15 protein-coding genes are annotated in these 15,271 nt (G+C 69.1%); 6 read left to right on the top strand and 9 right to left on the bottom strand.

The genetic code is table 11. The features are described from left to right. Positions 1-11: 11 nt before the first annotated feature. From BJY22_RS16710 to BJY22_RS16700, 3 genes are read left to right on the top strand one after another with little or no spacing between them, the layout of a single operon-like run. Positions 12-1,118: an alpha/beta hydrolase gene (locus tag BJY22_RS16710; protein ID WP_202891141.1), complete on the top strand. Its 1,107-nt coding sequence runs from the start codon at positions 12-14 to the stop codon at positions 1,116-1,118. Positions 1,119-1,160: 42 nt separating this feature from the next. Beyond that, complete coding sequence (locus tag BJY22_RS16705; RefSeq protein ID WP_167207809.1) at positions 1,161-2,063, top strand: hypothetical protein; 903 nt, start codon at positions 1,161-1,163, stop codon at positions 2,061-2,063. A gap of 2 nt (positions 2,064-2,065) precedes the next feature. After that, positions 2,066-2,983, top strand: coding sequence for a hypothetical protein (locus BJY22_RS16700; protein WP_167207807.1), 918 nt, complete (start codon positions 2,066-2,068; stop codon positions 2,981-2,983). Positions 2,984-3,081: 98 nt separating this feature from the next. Here the strand turns inward: BJY22_RS16700 and BJY22_RS16695 are convergent, their stop codons facing one another. From BJY22_RS16695 to ald, 7 genes are all read right to left on the bottom strand, one after another. Continuing rightward, entirely contained in the window at positions 3,082-3,816 is a 735-nt protein-coding gene (locus tag BJY22_RS16695) for a pseudouridine synthase (RefSeq protein WP_167207805.1), read from the bottom strand. Next, the gene (scpB, locus tag BJY22_RS42950; RefSeq protein WP_337758746.1) at positions 3,806-5,770 is read right to left on the bottom strand and encodes an SMC-Scp complex subunit ScpB; all 1,965 of its coding nucleotides are present in this window, start codon (positions 5,768-5,770) and stop codon (positions 3,806-3,808) included. The genes BJY22_RS16695 and scpB overlap by 11 nt, the downstream gene beginning before the upstream one ends. After that, positions 5,767-6,753, bottom strand: coding sequence for a segregation and condensation protein A (locus tag BJY22_RS16685; protein ID WP_167207803.1), 987 nt, complete (start codon positions 6,751-6,753; stop codon positions 5,767-5,769). Before BJY22_RS16685 ends, scpB begins: the two co-directional genes overlap by 4 nt. Next, a complete protein-coding gene (locus BJY22_RS16680) occupies positions 6,750-7,115 on the bottom strand; it encodes a hypothetical protein (protein ID WP_167207801.1) in 366 nt (121 codons plus the stop codon). Before BJY22_RS16680 ends, BJY22_RS16685 begins: the two co-directional genes overlap by 4 nt. Continuing rightward, positions 7,100-8,170, bottom strand: a complete 1,071-nt coding sequence (locus tag BJY22_RS16675; protein WP_337758745.1) for a ParA family protein — start codon at positions 8,168-8,170, stop codon at positions 7,100-7,102. Before BJY22_RS16675 ends, BJY22_RS16680 begins: the two co-directional genes overlap by 16 nt. Positions 8,171-8,376: 206 nt before the next feature. Beyond that, entirely contained in the window at positions 8,377-9,303 is a 927-nt protein-coding gene (gene xerD, locus BJY22_RS16670) for a site-specific tyrosine recombinase XerD (protein ID WP_167218322.1), read from the bottom strand. Next, complete coding sequence (gene ald, locus BJY22_RS16665) at positions 9,300-10,415, bottom strand: alanine dehydrogenase (protein ID WP_167207800.1); 1,116 nt, start codon at positions 10,413-10,415, stop codon at positions 9,300-9,302. Before ald ends, xerD begins: the two co-directional genes overlap by 4 nt. Positions 10,416-10,640: 225 nt before the next feature. On the opposite strand from ald, the gene BJY22_RS16660 reads away from it, so the two are divergent. From BJY22_RS16660 to BJY22_RS16650, 3 genes are all read left to right on the top strand, one after another. After that, positions 10,641-10,988: a hypothetical protein gene (locus BJY22_RS16660; protein ID WP_167207799.1), complete on the top strand. Its 348-nt coding sequence runs from the start codon at positions 10,641-10,643 to the stop codon at positions 10,986-10,988. 114 nt (positions 10,989-11,102) lie between these two features. Next, a complete protein-coding gene (locus BJY22_RS16655) occupies positions 11,103-11,927 on the top strand; it encodes an LLM class F420-dependent oxidoreductase (RefSeq protein WP_167218320.1) in 825 nt (274 codons plus the stop codon). 79 nt (positions 11,928-12,006) lie between these two features. After that, positions 12,007-12,702, top strand: a complete 696-nt coding sequence (locus tag BJY22_RS16650) for a hypothetical protein (RefSeq protein WP_167207797.1) — start codon at positions 12,007-12,009, stop codon at positions 12,700-12,702. Positions 12,703-12,869: 167 nt separating this feature from the next. Here the strand turns inward: BJY22_RS16650 and BJY22_RS16645 are convergent, their stop codons facing one another. Together BJY22_RS16645 and BJY22_RS16640 are read right to left on the bottom strand one after the other, a co-directional pair. Beyond that, the gene (locus BJY22_RS16645; RefSeq protein ID WP_167207795.1) at positions 12,870-13,520 is read right to left on the bottom strand and encodes an NUDIX domain-containing protein; all 651 of its coding nucleotides are present in this window, start codon (positions 13,518-13,520) and stop codon (positions 12,870-12,872) included. Then, positions 13,517-15,250, bottom strand: coding sequence for a CTP synthase (locus BJY22_RS16640; RefSeq protein WP_167207793.1), 1,734 nt, complete (start codon positions 15,248-15,250; stop codon positions 13,517-13,519). Before BJY22_RS16640 ends, BJY22_RS16645 begins: the two co-directional genes overlap by 4 nt. Between the last annotated feature and the right edge of the window lie 21 nt (positions 15,251-15,271).

Here is a 15,271-nt window from a genome sequence, read left to right as displayed (position 1 = left end):
ACGTGCTGGACATGAGACGACGAACCTTCCTCACGGCTACCGCCACAGCCACCGCCGCCTCCGCTCTGTCAGCTCAGACCGCTGCGGCCGCCAGCGACCTGACATTGCGCCTCCCCGCTCCCACCGGCCCTTGGTCAGTCGGTACGACGACCCGCGCACTCGTCGATCCGACACGCTCCGACCCGTGGAACGGCGCACCAACCCGTGAGATCGCACTGACGGTCTTCTACCCTGCACCCGTCGTACGGGGGTATCAGCGCGCTCCGCACCTCGCACCAGCCGCAGCCGAGGTCTTCAAGGGGCTGGACGCAGGTGTCCTGCACCCAGAGCTCCCGGCCAGTGGAGTGAACTGGGCGGCCACGCTGACCCATTCGTACGTCGACGCGCCCGCACTCCCCCGTCGACGGCCGACGCTGCTCTACAGCCCAGGCGGCGCGGACCCACGCACCATCGGCACCTCTGTGGCAGAGGACCTGGCCAGTCACGGGTACGTCGTGGTGACGATCGACCACCCTGGTGAGGCCAGCGAGGTGGTGTTCCCGGACGGGCGGTTGCGGGTCATCGAGATCAGCCCGGACGTGCAGACGGACCCAGTGCGGTCGCGGCTGATGATGAACACGCGCTTCGCGGACATGCGGTTCGTACTCGACCACCTGTCCGAAGTGCATGACCAAATCGACCTGCGTCGAGTCTGCGTCTACGGGCACTCTGCAGGCGGTGCGACGGCCGCTGTGTCGCTGGAGCACGCGCTGGTACGGGCTGCTGCCAACCTGGAGGGCTACCTTGACGCACTGGACGGTGAGCTGTATCCAATCGCCCAGCACGGCACTCAGAAGCCGCTGCTGCTGGCCGGCACAGACGGGTTCCGGGACGCGCGTTTCGACCGCACCTGGTCGGCACTGATGTCGCATGGCGGTCCGGTACGGCGTGTGGAGCTGTCCGACGCGAACCACTGGATCTGGACGGACTACGCCGCATTCGCCCCGCAACTGCAGTCGGCCGGCCTGATGACAGCTGCAGCGCGGGCCCACCTGGTCGGTGCGTCCGGCTGCGGCGTTCCCGCAGTACGGCGACTGGTCCGGAAGTTCTTCGATTGGTCCCTAACCTTTTCGGGGTAGCCGGCATCGAGGTGAGTGACATGACTCCTCGGAGGGGGCTGGATGACAAGAGGGCGGATCGCCGCGGGTGTGCTGGGCGCGGCGATGACGGCGGCGGTACTGGTTCCAGGACAGGCCGATGCTGTTGCGGGGCGGGCCAGTGCGCCCTGCTCGATGACGCTGGGCACGGTGACCGTGCAGGGCGATCACAAATTCCAGAAGATCACTGCGACCTCGCCGGTGACCGCGTCGCCGCCACACGTCGGGCCGAAGGGACTGTTCCCGGTCGACCAGGTCCGGCTCGCGACGTCGGTCGGATGGGAGCCGGATCCGCCGTCCGGCATGCTGCGCAGTGGGTACGTGCGGATCGTCAACGATCTCTACCGGTTCCGGTACGTCACGGACATGACCACCGGTGAGCTCGATCCCGCGTCGTACCAGAAGACGAGGGTGGGCGGCGGCTGGATCGACCAGACCTACGTGGAGCGGTCGACGTCCCACACCTACGCGTTGCAGGGCGACGTCATCACGCGGTGGACCGTGGAGGGATCGGTCTGGCGCAACAAGACGACGTACAGCGGGTTCTCGGCCGTCAAGACGATGGCGCTGATCAGTCAGACCCGCACCTACGACACGTTCCTCGCCAACACCCGGGGTGGGGCGCTGTACACGATCCGGATCCCGCGGAGCGGCGCACCGGTGGTGAAGAAGGTCCGTACGTCGACCTGGCAGACGTTCGAGACACTCGTCGCGGAGAAGTGCGGCGTCCAGAGCACTCTGCTGCTCGGAATCGACAAGGACACGCGGAGGGGCTACCTGTACGCCGTCAGTCACGCGAACGGGACCGCAACGGTCATCAAGGGCCTGGGCAGGGTGGGCGACCAGCTCGCCGCCCCTGAGGACAAGACGTACTTCCGCTACTACCCCGGCAGTTCCGAGGCCGGCGTTCTGCTCTACGGAGAGTGACCATGAAGATCAGGAAGCGGGCAGCGGCCCTGCTCGGGCTCGCGCTGACCGCCGGAGCGCTGGCTCAGACGGCGCCGGCAACAGCGAGCATCAGTGAGGTTCCGTTCTGCCAGATGTCGCTGGGCTCGACCACGAGCGGCGGTGACCTGATCCTGCGTGGCCTGTACGGGGTCGTCCCTCCGGGCGCCAGCCCGAGCAGCTGGGGCGGCAAGGACCTGCTGCCGGACAACCAGGTCCGTCTGACCAGTGGGCTCGGCACGCAGATGAACGCCGAGCAGAACGGCGAGTCCCGCCGGCAGTACGTCGTACTGGGCACTGGCCTGTACCTGCTGACGTACGAGGTGAACGACTTCTACGGCGACGTCGATCCCGCCTCGGTGAAGCGAACCCCGATCGGTGGCGGCTGGGGCGACGTGCGCTACCTCGAGAGCTCACGGTTCAACCGCGGCACCACACTGGTCCGGCACAACGCGTACGCGCTCCTCGGCGACACCATCCTGCGCTGGAACGTCGACGGTACGGCGTTCAGCCGGAAGGAGACGTACAGCGGGTTCAGCGCCGTCAAGACGATGACCCTGATCAGTCAGACCGCGACGTACGACACGTTCCTCGCCAACACGCGGGGCGGGGCGCTCTACACCATCCGGATCCCGGTCGCGGGTCCTCCGGTGGTGAAGGTGGTGCGGCGATCCACCTGGCAGGGGTTCGAGTCGCTGGTCGCGAACGGCTGCGGTCTCAAGACGATCGTGCTGGGCGTCGACAAGGAGACCGGGGCGCCGTACCTGTACGAGTTCGGGCACGCCAACGGGACCGCGACCGTGATCCGGGGGCTGGGGAAGGTGCCGCGGACGTTCACCGAGGTGGCGCACGCGCGGCGCTTCCAGGACAACCAGGAGCGCGAGCAACTGTCCGGCGAGTAGGCCGACGCCCAGGCCATCACAATCGCCTCGGCCGGCCCGCACCACGCTCGTCGGACGTCCCGCCGGTCGATTGTGATGGCCTGGCGGTCGCCTCCTGCTTACAGGTCGACCAGATCCAGCAGCTGACCGAGCTCTCTGGAGTCGAGTTCGCGGAGCTCTCCGGTGTGGAGGTTGCCGCGGCGGACCGGGCCGATGGCGGTGCGGGTGAGGCGCTTCACCGGGTGGCCGACGGCGTCGAACATCCGGCGGACGATCCGGTTGCGGCCCTCGTGCAGGCTCATCTCCACCAGGGTGCGGCCGGGAACCGTCGAGATGATCTTCACGGTGTCGGCGCGGGCGGGGCCGTCGTCGAGCTCGACGCCGTCCAGGAGTCTGCGCGGTACGGCCGGTTTGACGTTGCCCTCGACCTCGGCGACGTACGTCTTGGAGACCTCGTACGACGGATGCGCCAGGCGGTGCGCGAACTCGCCGTGGTTGGTGAGCAGCAGCAACCCCTCGGTGTCCGTGTCCAGCCGGCCGATGTGGAACAGGCGCTCCGGGCGGTCCTGCACGTAGTCCGTGATGCACGGCCGCCCCTGCGGGTCGGACATCGTCGTCACGACGCCGCGGGGCTTGTTCAGCACGAGGTACACGTTGGCGCTGACCGGCGGGATCCGCGCCCCGTCGACCCGGATGACCGCCGTCTCAGGATCCACCCGCACCCCGAACTCCGTCACCACCCGCCCGTCGACCTCGACCCGCCCCTCCTCGATCATCAACTCCGCATTCCGCCGCGAAGCCACCCCCGCCCGAGCCAAAACCTTCTGCAACCGAACCCCCGCGTCATCCCCCATCCCGCACCCCACCCTCACGTCCACCAGCACCCAGCCCGTCCACATCCTCCGCACCCGCCGCCAACTCCCCCCGCGAGCCGCCGAGTTCGTCCTCCGCAGCGCCGGCGTCCTCAGCCGTCGACGCCTCAGGCGCGGCATCGCCGGTGATCTCGTCGGGCGTAGCGGACCCACCCGAGTAGCCGTCCGAGGCCGCCGTACCGGACTCGAGGTCAGCGTCGTCCTCGGCGTCCATGTCGTCCACGGCGTCGGCGTCCTGCTCAGCGCCTGCGGTCGCCTCGGTGGGTTCGTCCTCCGCGCCGGCGTCGCGCTCTGGCAGGTCCGCCACAGCCTCGGCAGGCTCCGTCAGCTCATCGGACGTCGCCGAGTCGCCCGCGGCGTCGTCCGAGGCCGGAGTGCCGGACTCGTCGTCCACGGCGTCCACGGCGTCCTCTGGGGCGGCGTCGTCTGTGGCGGCGTCCTGGGTAGCGCCTGCGGTCGGTTCGGCGGGTTTGTCCTCGGCGAGGTCGGCGTTTTCGGGCCGGTGCGGCTCGTCCTCGGCCGGGTGCTCGTTGGGTGTCGTGGACTCGGAGGTGGTGTCCGGTGTTGCCGGCGTGCTGGGCTCACCTTGTGTGGCGTCCGCGTCGGCTTCGGGCTCGGTGGTGGCCTCCGGAGAGGTGGGTGGGAGGGATTGGGCGGCCAGTTCCTCTTCGATGTCGTCCATTTCGGGGAGGTACGGGGCCAGCTCGGGGAGGTCGTCGAGGGACTGCATGCCCATGCGTTCGAGGAAGTACGTGGTGGTGCGGTACAGGGTCGCCTGGGATTCGGTGTCGGCGCCGGCCTCCTCGACCAGGCCGCGGGCGACGAGAGTGCGCATCACGCCGTCGACGTTCACGCCGCGGATCGCGGAGACGCGGGCGCGGCTGACCGGTTGCTTGTACGCGACCACGGCGAGGGTTTCGAGGGCGGCCTGGGTGAGGCGCGCCTGCTGGCCGTCGAGGACGAAGCGTTCGACGTACGGCGCGGCCTCGACGCGGGTGTAGTAGCGCCAGCCGCCGCCCACCTCGCGCAGGTCGAACCCCCGCCCCTGCTCGGTGTACTCCGCCGCGAGCTCCGCGAGCGCCTCCGCGACATCCCCGGTGGGACGCCCGACCGCCCGCGCCAGCGTCAGCACCGGCAACGGCTCGTCCGTGACCATCAGAATCGCCTCGAGCGCCCGCCGCATCGTCTCGTCGTCGACAACCACCTCGTCCCCGACCGGCACCGAGGTCTGCCCCGCCGGCAAATGCTCCTCATCGTCCCCCGACACGTCCGCCGCGAGTACGTCGTCCGCGGACTCGGTGGCAAGTACGTCGTCCGCGGACTCGGTGGCAAGTACGTCGTCCGCGGACTCGGTGGCACGTACGTCGTCCCCGGCACCGTCAGCACCGTCGCCGCCATCCTCGGCGCCCTCGACCCCGCCCTCGTCACGGGACACATCCGCACCGTCGGCGTCGTCGCTCTCGTCCGCTGACACGCCGACGGCGTCGCCGCCCGCGACCCCGGCCTCGTGGCGGGACACGTCCGCACCGTCGGCGTCGTCGCTCTCGTCCGCTGACACGCCGGCGGGGTCGCCGCCTTCGTCCGCGCTCTCGACTCCGGACAGGTCCGCACCGTCGACACCGTCGACACCGTCGACACCGTCGGCACCGTCCGCACCGTCGACACCGTCGACACCGTCCGCACCGTCGGCGTCCTCGTCCTCCGAGACGTCGGCGCCGTCGCCACCCTCGTTCGCGCCCTCGACCCCGGTCTCGTCATCGGCCGCTTCGGCCGACATCTGCCCGGTCTCGGCCTGCTCGGCGGCGTCGGCCTGTCCGGTCTCCGCCCGCGCCGCGCGCGCCGCCTGCTCGGTCAACTCGGCCTGATTGGTCTGGGCCTGGTCGGCTGGTGCGTGGTCGGTGGGGTCGGGGGTTGTGGTGGTGTCGTGGTCGGTCACTGGTTTGCCGTCTCGGATTCGTCTGGGGCGGGGTCGTCTGGGTGGGTGTGGCTGGCGCCGGGTTCGAGGAAGTCGGGGTCGTCGTCGACGTGCGGCGCCTCGCCGGACTCGTCCGCGGGTTTGAGTTCCTCGTCGAACTCGTCGCTGACAGCGATCTCACCCTCGTCGGTACCCGTCCAGCGGATGGTGAGCTCCCCCAACGGTGTCACCTGGTCGAACGACACCGCAGCCTCCCGGAACAGCTCGAGCAACGCCAGGAACCGGCACACCGTCGTCACAGTGTCGGGTGAATCGGCCACCAGGGACCGGAACGTGGCGCTCCGTTGCCGCCGCAGCCGGTCCACGATCACCTCTGCCTGCTCCCGCACCGTGACGGCCGGCGCGTGCAGGTGCGCGAGCGACACCCCGGGCGGTACGTCGTCCCTGGGCGCCATCGCCTTCGCGGCCAGCGCCGCCAGCCCGGCCGGATCGATCCCGAGCAGTACTTCCGGCAGCAGCTCCGCGAACCGCGGCTCCACCCCCACCGCCCGCGGGAACCGCCGCGACTCCAGCGCCATCCGCTCCTGCACCAGCGACGCGATCTGCTTGAACGCCCGGTACTGCAGCAACCGCGCGAACAGCAGGTCCCGCGCCTCCAGGAGCGCCAGGTCCTCGTCGTCCTCGACCTCGCCCTTCGGCAGCAGCCGGGCCGCTTTCAGGTCGAGCAGCGTCGCCGCGATCAGCAGGAACTCCGACGTCTGGTCGAGGTCCCACTCCGAGCCCAGCGCCTTGATGTGCGCGATGAAGTCGTCGGTGATGACCGACAGCGCGATCTCGGTGATGTCCAGCTTGTGCTTGCTGATCAGCTGCAGCAGCAGGTCGAACGGCCCCTCGAAGTTGACCAGGTGGACGCTGAACCCCTTGCCTTCAGCAACAGTCGGTACCTCGTCCGACGTACCGGAAGGCAGGTCCAGGGGCAGCGACGCCGAGTCCGACGAGCTCATTCCGAGGCCTTGAGCCGCCGTACAAGCACCGAGTCCGGCCCGTGGTCGACGAAGTCGGCGAGCAGGACGTCGATCGCCTCCCGGACGATCCGGCCCCGGTCGGCCGTCAGGCCGTGTTCCGCGCGCAGCGCGAGTCTGGTCTGTTCCAGGCCGAGCAGCTCCTCCTCCGTCACGTACACGGTGATCTTCGTGTCGTGACGGATCCGACCACTCGACTTGCGGTCGTCGACGACCGTCGTGCGGGACCGCACGGTCGACGCCGGCGGTCCGTCAGTGGTGGTGCGCTTCTCGGGTCTGGTCTGCTTCGGTGCCGCACCCCCGAAGAGTTCACTGGCACCTGGCAGGCTCACCCGGCGGGACAACGCGCCAGCACCTCCTTGGCAAGGTCGCGGTACTGAGTAGCCGCTTGGGACGAGGGGGCGTACGTCGTGATCGGTTCACCGACGACCGTGGTCTCGGGGAACTTGACGGTACGCCGGATGACGGTGTGGAAGACGCGTTCGTCGAAGGCCTGGACCACCCGGTCGAGGACCTCCCGGGCGTGCGTCGTACGCCCGTCGAACATGGTGCCGAGGATCCCGACGATCTCCAGCTTCGGGTTCAGCCGGTCCTGCACCTTGGCGATCGTGTCGGTCAGCATGGCCAGGCCGCGGAGCGCGAAGAACTCGCACTCTAGCGGTACGACGATGCCGTGCGACGCGGTCAGCGCGTTCACGGTGAGCAGACCGAGCGACGGGGCGCAGTCGATCAGGATCACGTCGTACTGCGGGATGATCGGGTCCAGCACCCGCTGCAGCGTGTACTCGCGCGCGACCTCCTGGACCAGCTGGACCTCGGCCGCGGACAGGTCGATGTTGGCCGGCAGCAGATCGAGGTTCTCCACCCGGGTCGGCTGGATCACCTCGTCCGGAGTGATGTCGCGCTGCATCAGCAGGTTGTAGACCGACAGCTCGAGGTCGTGCGGCTGGACGCCCAGACCGATCGAGGCGGACCCTTGCGGGTCGAAGTCGATCAGCAGCACCTTGCGACCGGTCTCGGCGATCGCCGCACCGAGGTTGATCGTGGTGGTGGTCTTGCCGACGCCGCCCTTCTGGTTGCACATCGCGATCACCTGCGCCGGGCCGGTCTTGGTGGGGGGCTCGGGCATCGGCAGGTCCGGCACCGGCCGGCCTGTCGGCCCGATCCTGTGGCGCGGGCCGTTCGCGTCGTTCACGGGTGCAAGGTCCTCCGCGGTGAGCTTGGCCGTCGGCTTCGGCATCTCCGCATAGTTGTCGGGCAGGGCGCGCGCCGGCACGGGGGCCGGACGGGGCGGGTCGCTGGGTGGCGTGCTGATCGGCTGGACCGGCTCCGGGGCGGGAACGCGGCCCGGAAGGTGGCCCATCACGTGTTCGGTGCCCGGGAATGTCGACTCGTTCATGACTCGTCAAACCTTTCAACCGATACGGGCGATCCCAGCGACTGTAAGCGTGCATTCAAGCACTCTCAACCAGCCACTCCGCACCGGGGTGGGGTGGTTTGTCGACAAAGCTCCGAACAAGCTCCGAACCCGGCCGGTCACCCTTCCCGGATCACCTGCCGTAACCAGATGATCGCACACCGTTCAGACGGGCCGTGCACCGGGTCCTACAGCGCCCGCGGGTGGGAGGTGGCGTAGACCTCGCGGAGTTTGTCGACAGTCACGAGTGTGTAGACCTGTGTCGTCGTCACCGACGCATGTCCCAGCAGCTCCTGTACGACGCGGACGTCCGCCCCACCGTCCAGCAGGTGCGTCGCGTACGAGTGCCGCAGCGTGTGCGGTGAGATCTCCTTCGAGATCCCAGCCCGTTGTGCAGCGCGACGCAGTACCGTCCAGGCGCTCTGCCGGGACAGGCGGCCGCCGCGGGCGTTCAGGAACAGCGCAGGAGTACCGCGGCCACGGGACACCAGGTCGGGGCGGCCGCGGACCTGGTACGCCGACAACGCCTCACGGGCGTACGTGCCGACGGGTACTACCCGCTCTTTGCTGCCCTTGCCGCGCAGCAGGACCGCTCCGGCGTCCAGGTCGATGTCATCGACGTCCAGCCCGACCGCCTCGGAGATGCGGGCACCAGTGCCGTACAGGAACTCCAGCAGTGCAGCATCCCGCGTAGCCAGCACAGCAGGCTCCGCTTCGGCCCCTGCGGCTGCTGAGAGGATCCTGGTCACCTCGTCGACAGACAGGGCCTTCGGCAGCCGCTGCGGCGGTACAGGTGGCTTCACGGCCGCTGCAGGGTCTACTGCGGTCATGCCCTCCCGTACACAGAACTTGTGGAAGCCGCGGACCGCAACTACGGTCCGGCCCGCACTGGACGCGGTCAGTGGCGGATGGTCAGCGTCCCCTTCACGCAGACGCATGAGGAAGTCGCTGACCACGGCCTCCGTGATTCGTCCGAGGTCGTCGATCCCGGCCTCCGCCAGAAAGCCGACGTACCGGCGCAGGTCGCGCCGGTACGACGCCAGCGTGTTCGCGGCCAGGCCGCGTTCCACCGTCAGGTGGTCCAGGTACGCACTGACTGCCCGGGCGATAGTCAGACCAGCACCTCGTCCAGCTTGAGCTGCGACAGGTCGTGCGCCTCCGCGACCGGACCGTAGGTGATGTGGCCGTCGAAGGTGTTCAGGCCGAGCGCCAGGCTGTGGTCCTGCTTCAGCGCCTCCCGCCAGCCGAGGTTCGCCAGCTCGATCGCGTACGGCAGTGTCACGTTCGTCAGCGCGTACGTCGACGTGTTCGGCACCGCACCGGGCATGTTCGCGACGCAGTAGAACAGTGAGTTGTGGACCTTGTACACAGGGTCGGCGTGGGTCGTGGGCCGCGAGTCCTCGAAGCAGCCGCCCTGGTCGATCGCGATGTCGACCAGCACACTGCCCGGCTTCATCCGGCGGACCATGTCGTTCGTGACGAGCTTCGGAGCCTTCGCACCGACCACCAGCACCGCGCCGATGACCAGGTCGGCCTCCAGCACCGCCCGCTCGATCTCGTACGCGTTCGACGCGATCGTCAGCAGGTGGCCCTGGTAGATCTGGTCGGCCTGCCGCAACCGGGCGATGTTGCGGTCGAACAGCTGCACCTGCCCCTGCATACCGAGCGCGATCGCGGCGGCGTTCATCCCTGAAACACCCGCACCGAGGATCACGACGCGGGCCGGGTGTACGCCCGACACACCACCGAGGAGCACGCCGCGCCCGCCGCCCTGCGCCATCAGGTGGTACGCACCCGACTGCGGCGCCAGCCGGCCGGCCACCTCGCTCATCGGCGCCAGCAACGGCAGCGTACCGTCCGGCAACTGCACCGTCTCGTAGGCGATCCCGGTGATGCCCGACCGCAGCAGCGCATCGGTGCAGTCCTGACTGGCGGCCAGGTGCAGATAGGTGAACAGCACCTGGTCCCTGCGCATCCGGTGGTACTCCTCCTCCACCGGCTCCTTCACCTTGAGCACAAGCTCGGCGTCCGCCCAGACGTCGTCCGCGTCCGCCACGATCCGTGCCCCGGCGGCGACGAACTCGTCGTCCGGGATCAGTGAACCGTCGCCTGCCCCCTGCTCGATCAGAACCTCGTGACCGCTGCGCACGAACTCGTGCACGCCCGACGGGGTGATCGCCACCCGGTACTCGTGGTTCTTGACTTCCTTGGGAACTCCGACCTTCACAACTCGCCCTTCTTTCACGATCCAGGAGTGCGGCCCACCTCGTTGTGTCCGCGGCCCGGCGGTTGAGGGGATGTTGCCAGGTCGCTGCCGAGTGTAGCCCGCAGGGTTCATACCACCCGACCGGATGGTCTGATCGTGATCCGACGCGCTGCCGGTACCCCAGCGGTAACCCAACGGAAGCATTCCGGCAAAGATCGACCGCATGCAGGACGAGATCGAACGCGGGTGCACGGGTACGACGACCGCGGACGGAAAGTGCTCGACTACCTTCCGGGTACGGCGTACCGACGACGTGCTGGCGGACGCGATGCGCTGGCGATCCCGTTGGACCCGGAGTACCAGGCCGGACGCCTTCGGCTGATGGCTTCGTCGTACGGCGGAACGTTCACGCCGCTGCAGCTTCTCGAGGCGGCACCCGTCCTCGCGGAACGCTCCGCGCGGGTGATGCGCGCCGGCCAGCTCGCGGGCAATCCCGGCATGCTCAACCTCACCCAGGTCGGCGAACCGGAACGCACCGAACGCCGGCTCGCCGTGCTCCGCGACCGGATCCCGCAGATCGCCGCCTGCCTCTGACACGGCAAGGATCATTGACGCGCATTCGTGGGCGTCAGGGATGCTGTGGAATGGAGCCCGCCCGCCCCGGGTTGCACGTCGAGGACGAACAACCGAGAGGAGCACGGCGTGGCGATGGAACTGGGACGCTACGGGGTCTGGCACGGACCCCAGCATTTCGGCCCGGAACTCGCGGCGGGGCTGGAGCGGGCGGGGTACGGCGCTCTGTGGCTGGGCGCTTCGCCGGACACCGCGCTGCGGGACGCCGAGGTGTTGCTGGCCGCAACGACTTCGGTTGCCGTCGGCACCAGCATCGTGAACATGTGGAACTCGCCCGCGACCGAGGTGGCGGAGTCGTACCACCGGCTCGAGGACGAGCACCCGGGACGGTTCCTGCTCGGTGTCGGGATCGGTCACCGGGAGCGGAACGACGACTACCGGTCGCCGTACGAGACGATCGTCAGCTATCTCGACGAGCTCGACGACGCGAAGGTGCCGGTCGACCGGCGCGCGCTGGCCGCGCTCGGCCCGAAGGTGCTGCAGCTGTCCGGCTCGCGCACCGCCGGGGCGCTCCCGTACCTGACCACGCCCGAGCACACCCGGGAAGCGCGCCGGGTCCTCGGCGGTGGGGTGCTGCTGGCGCCGGAGCAGATGGTCGTGCTGGAGACCGACCCGGAGATCGCCCGGGCAACAGCGCGTGATCGGCTGGCTCCGTACCTGCAGCTGAGCAACTACACGACGAACTTCAAGCGGCTCGGATTCGGCGACGACGACATCGCCGACGGCGGCAGCGACCGGCTGGTCGACGCGATGGTGCTGCACGGCTCCGCCGTCGAAGTCGCCGAGGGCCTGAAGGCCCATATCGACGCCGGCGCGAACCATGTCGCCATCCAGCAACTGGGGCCCGAAGGGGTCGACCTGCTGCCCGGCTACGAGGCGCTCGCAACCGTCCTCGAATAGGTCTTGATTCCGGGCCGGAACGGGGGAACATCAGCAGTAGATGCACCACAACGGTGTGGTGCATGTTGGAGGTGTTCCCATGACCGAGCGACACGAGTTGCGATGGGGCGGCTTCGCCGGACTGGCCTTCGTCGTCCTGGCACTACTGGGCAGGTTCCTGCCCGGTACTCCTCCGACGGTCGGTGATTCGGACAGCACGATCACGACCTGGATCACCGACAATCGGACCATGCTCCTGCTCAGCTCGCTGATGTGGGCCGCCGCGGCCGGACTGATCATCTGGTTCGCGGCCGCGTTCGCCGAGGCGATGCGCGAGCGGGCCGAGCGCAGCGACGTACACCTGGCGCTGCTGGCCGGTTCGGTACTGGTCGGCGGTGCGATCTTCGTGAACGCGGGGCTGACCGCCGCGACGGCGTTCGGCGTCGACGGCCGGGACGAGGCCATCACGCTGTCGATGTTCGACCTGACCGCGGTCATGACCACGATGATCGGCTTCGCCGCGGCACTGCCGCTGGCCGCGGCCGGGATGGGCGTACTGCGCACGCACGTGATGCCGAACTGGCTCGGCTACCTCGCCCTGCTGGCCGCCGTGGTGTCCTTCCTCGGCGCGTTCGGCGTCTTCGCCACCTCCGGCACGTTCGTCGCCGGCGGCCTGCTGATGACCACGATCCCGCTGCTGCTGTCCGCGGTCTGGATCATCTGCGCGGGCGGCTACATGGTCCGCGAGCACCTACCGGAACTCACCACGGGAGATACCGCCGTACCGCAGATGTAGAGCAGGTCCAGCGCATCGTGTCACCCCGGGCCGGGCCGCCTGCCAGGCACCCGCCGGCACCACCACCTGCGGCCGCTGCCCGGCCCACACGCCCGGCCCGAGGGTGACCGCCAGCCCGGACTTCGCCATGAGCCGATCCTCCGGCAGAGTGCGGCGCATGTTAGCGGTTAGCGGTCCTTCGCGGGCCAGGGGGAGTCGGCAGGGCGGAGGGTTTCGAAGCCGGGGCCGTTGAGGGCGGTCCAGGCGGCCAAGGAGCCCATGACGAGGATGGGGTTCTGGAGGTGGCCGGCCAGGACGGCGCCGACGACGTCGATCAGCGGGGCCCAGACGGTTTCCATGTCGGCCTCCTCGTGGAGGCGTTCGAAGGATTCGTCGGCGGGTGACAGGTCGCGGGCCAGGAAGATCCGGACCGCCTCGTCGGTGAGCCCGGGTGAGGTGAACGCGTCGACCAGGATCCGCCAGTCGGCGGCCTTGGTCGCGGTCTCCTCCCAGAGCTCGCGCTCGCCGCCCAGCCGGTACTGCTCCCCCTGGACGTCGAGCAGACCCGCCGGCGCCTCGAGCAGCTTGTAGCCGACCGGGTGACGGTACTGGCGAACCAGCAGCATCCGGTTGTTCTCGTCCAGGGCGACCACGCCGACGGCGCCCGGGTGCACGACGACATCACGGACGAACGGTTCACCGCCCGGCGGCTCGATGGCGTCCCGGCGTACCGAGATCACTCGGCCGGTCTCGTGCACGGTCTCCGACGAGGTCACCGGCCAGCGCTCGGGCTGGTCGGCCAGCCCGGCGCCGAACCGCAGCTCGGGATAGTCCGTCATCGAGCCTTGACCGCCGTCTTCTTCTCGGCAGTCTTCTCGGCGTTCTTTTGAGCGGCCGGCTTCGGGTCCTCGACCGGGAGCCGGGACTCACGCTGCCGGTCCAGCGCCGCCGCGACCAGCCCGGAGAACAGCGGGTGCGGCTTGGTCGGCCGCGACCGCAGCTCCGGGTGCGCCTGGGTGGCCACGAAGTACGGGTGCACGGACCGGTCCAGCTCGATGAACTCGACCAGCTCGTTGTCCGGCGACAGCCCGCTGAACACCAGCCCGGCGGTCTCCAGCTTGTCCCGGTACGCGTTGTTCACCTCGTAGCGGTGCCGGTGCCGCTCCTGCACCGACGGGGCGCCGTACAGGTCGCGGACGATCGAGCCGTCGGCCAGGTTCGCCGGGTACAGCCCGAGCCGCATCGTGCCGCCCAGGTCGCCGGAGCCGTCGACGATGTGCTTCTGCTCCTCCATCGTCGCGATCACCGGCTGCTCGGCGTCCGGGTCGAACTCGCTGGAGTTCGCCTGGTCCAGCCCCGCCAGGTGCCGCGCCACCTCGATCACCATGCACTGCAGGCCCAGGCACAGTCCCAGGATCGGGATGCCCTGCTCGCGCGCGTACCGGATCGCGCCGATCTTGCCCTCGATCCCGCGCACCCCGAACCCGCCCGGGATGCAGATCGCGTCCACGTCACCGAGCAACCGGGCCGCGGCCTCGGGCGTGGCGCACTCGTCGGAGGCGATCCAGCGCAGGTTCACCTTGGCGTCGTTGTCGAACCCGCCCGCGCGCAGCGCCTCGGCGACCGACAGGTACGCGTCCGGCAGGTCGATGTACTTGCCGACCAGCGCGACCGTGACCTCGTCCTTCGGGTGGTGCACGACCCGCAGCAGCTCGTCCCAGCGGGTCCAGTCGACGTCGCGGAACTGCAGGTTCAGCCGGCGGACGACGTACGCGTCCAGGCCCTCGGCGTGCACGACCTTCGGGATGTCGTAGATCGACGGCGCGTCCACCGCGGCCACCACGGCCTCGACGTCCACGTCGCACATCAGCGAGATCTTGCGCTTCACGCTGTCCGGGATCGGCCGGTCGGCGCGGCACACGATCGCGTCCGGCTGGATACCGATCGACCGCAGCGCGGCGACCGAGTGCTGGGTCGGCTTGGTCTTCAACTCACCGCTCGGCGCCATGTACGGCACCAGCGAGATGTGCAGGAAGAACACGTTGTCGCGGCCGACGTCGTGCCGGACCTGCCGGGCCGCCTCGAGGAACGGCAGCGACTCGATGTCACCGACCGTGCCGCCGATCTCGTGCAGCACGACGTCGACGTCGGGGCCCGCCATCGCGAGCATCCGTTCCTTGATCTCGTTGGTGATGTGCGGGATCACCTGGACGGTGTCGCCGAGGTACTCGCCGCGGCGCTCCTTGGCGATCACGCTCGAGTAGATCTGCCCGGTCGTCACGTTCGCGACCTGGGAGAGGTCCCGGTCGAGGAAGCGCTCGTAGTGACCGATGTCCAGGTCGGTCTCGGCGCCGTCGTTGGTGACGAACACCTCGCCGTGCTGGAACGGGTTCATGGTGCCGGGATCCACGTTGAGGTACGGATCCAGCTTCTGCATCGTGACGCGGATGCCCCGTGCCGTCAGCAGACTGCCGAGGCTGGATGCTGTCAGTCCCTTACCGAGACTGGATGCCACGCCACCGGTGACGAATACGTGCTTGGTCTGCTGGGAATTCGAAGCCCTGTCCACGGGCCTCCAGCCTACCTCTTG

It is taken from the genome of Kribbella shirazensis (assembly GCF_011761605.1).
Taxonomy (GTDB): domain Bacteria; phylum Actinomycetota; class Actinomycetes; order Propionibacteriales; family Kribbellaceae; genus Kribbella; species Kribbella shirazensis.
This window is presented reverse-complemented; position numbering and strand designations above follow the sequence as displayed.

Excerpts from the sequence above, each read along its gene's own strand:
- BJY22_RS16705 (WP_167207809.1), top strand. The coding sequence starts at position 1,161 with ATGACAAGAGGGCGGATCGCCGCGGGTGTGCTGGGCGCGGCGATGACG.
- BJY22_RS16650 (WP_167207797.1), top strand. The coding sequence starts at position 12,007 with ATGACCGAGCGACACGAGTTGCGATGGGGCGGCTTCGCCGGACTGGCC.
- BJY22_RS16645 (WP_167207795.1), bottom strand. The coding sequence starts at position 13,520 with ATGACGGACTATCCCGAGCTGCGGTTCGGCGCCGGGCTGGCCGACCAG.
- BJY22_RS16710 (WP_202891141.1), top strand. The coding sequence starts at position 12 with ATGAGACGACGAACCTTCCTCACGGCTACCGCCACAGCCACCGCCGCC.
- BJY22_RS16675 (WP_337758745.1), bottom strand. The coding sequence starts at position 8,170 with ATGAACGAGTCGACATTCCCGGGCACCGAACACGTGATGGGCCACCTT.
- BJY22_RS16700 (WP_167207807.1), top strand. The coding sequence starts at position 2,066 with ATGAAGATCAGGAAGCGGGCAGCGGCCCTGCTCGGGCTCGCGCTGACC.
- BJY22_RS16685 (WP_167207803.1), bottom strand. The coding sequence starts at position 6,753 with ATGAGCTCGTCGGACTCGGCGTCGCTGCCCCTGGACCTGCCTTCCGGT.
- BJY22_RS16655 (WP_167218320.1), top strand. The coding sequence starts at position 11,103 with ATGGAACTGGGACGCTACGGGGTCTGGCACGGACCCCAGCATTTCGGC.
- BJY22_RS16695 (WP_167207805.1), bottom strand. The coding sequence starts at position 3,816 with ATGGGGGATGACGCGGGGGTTCGGTTGCAGAAGGTTTTGGCTCGGGCG.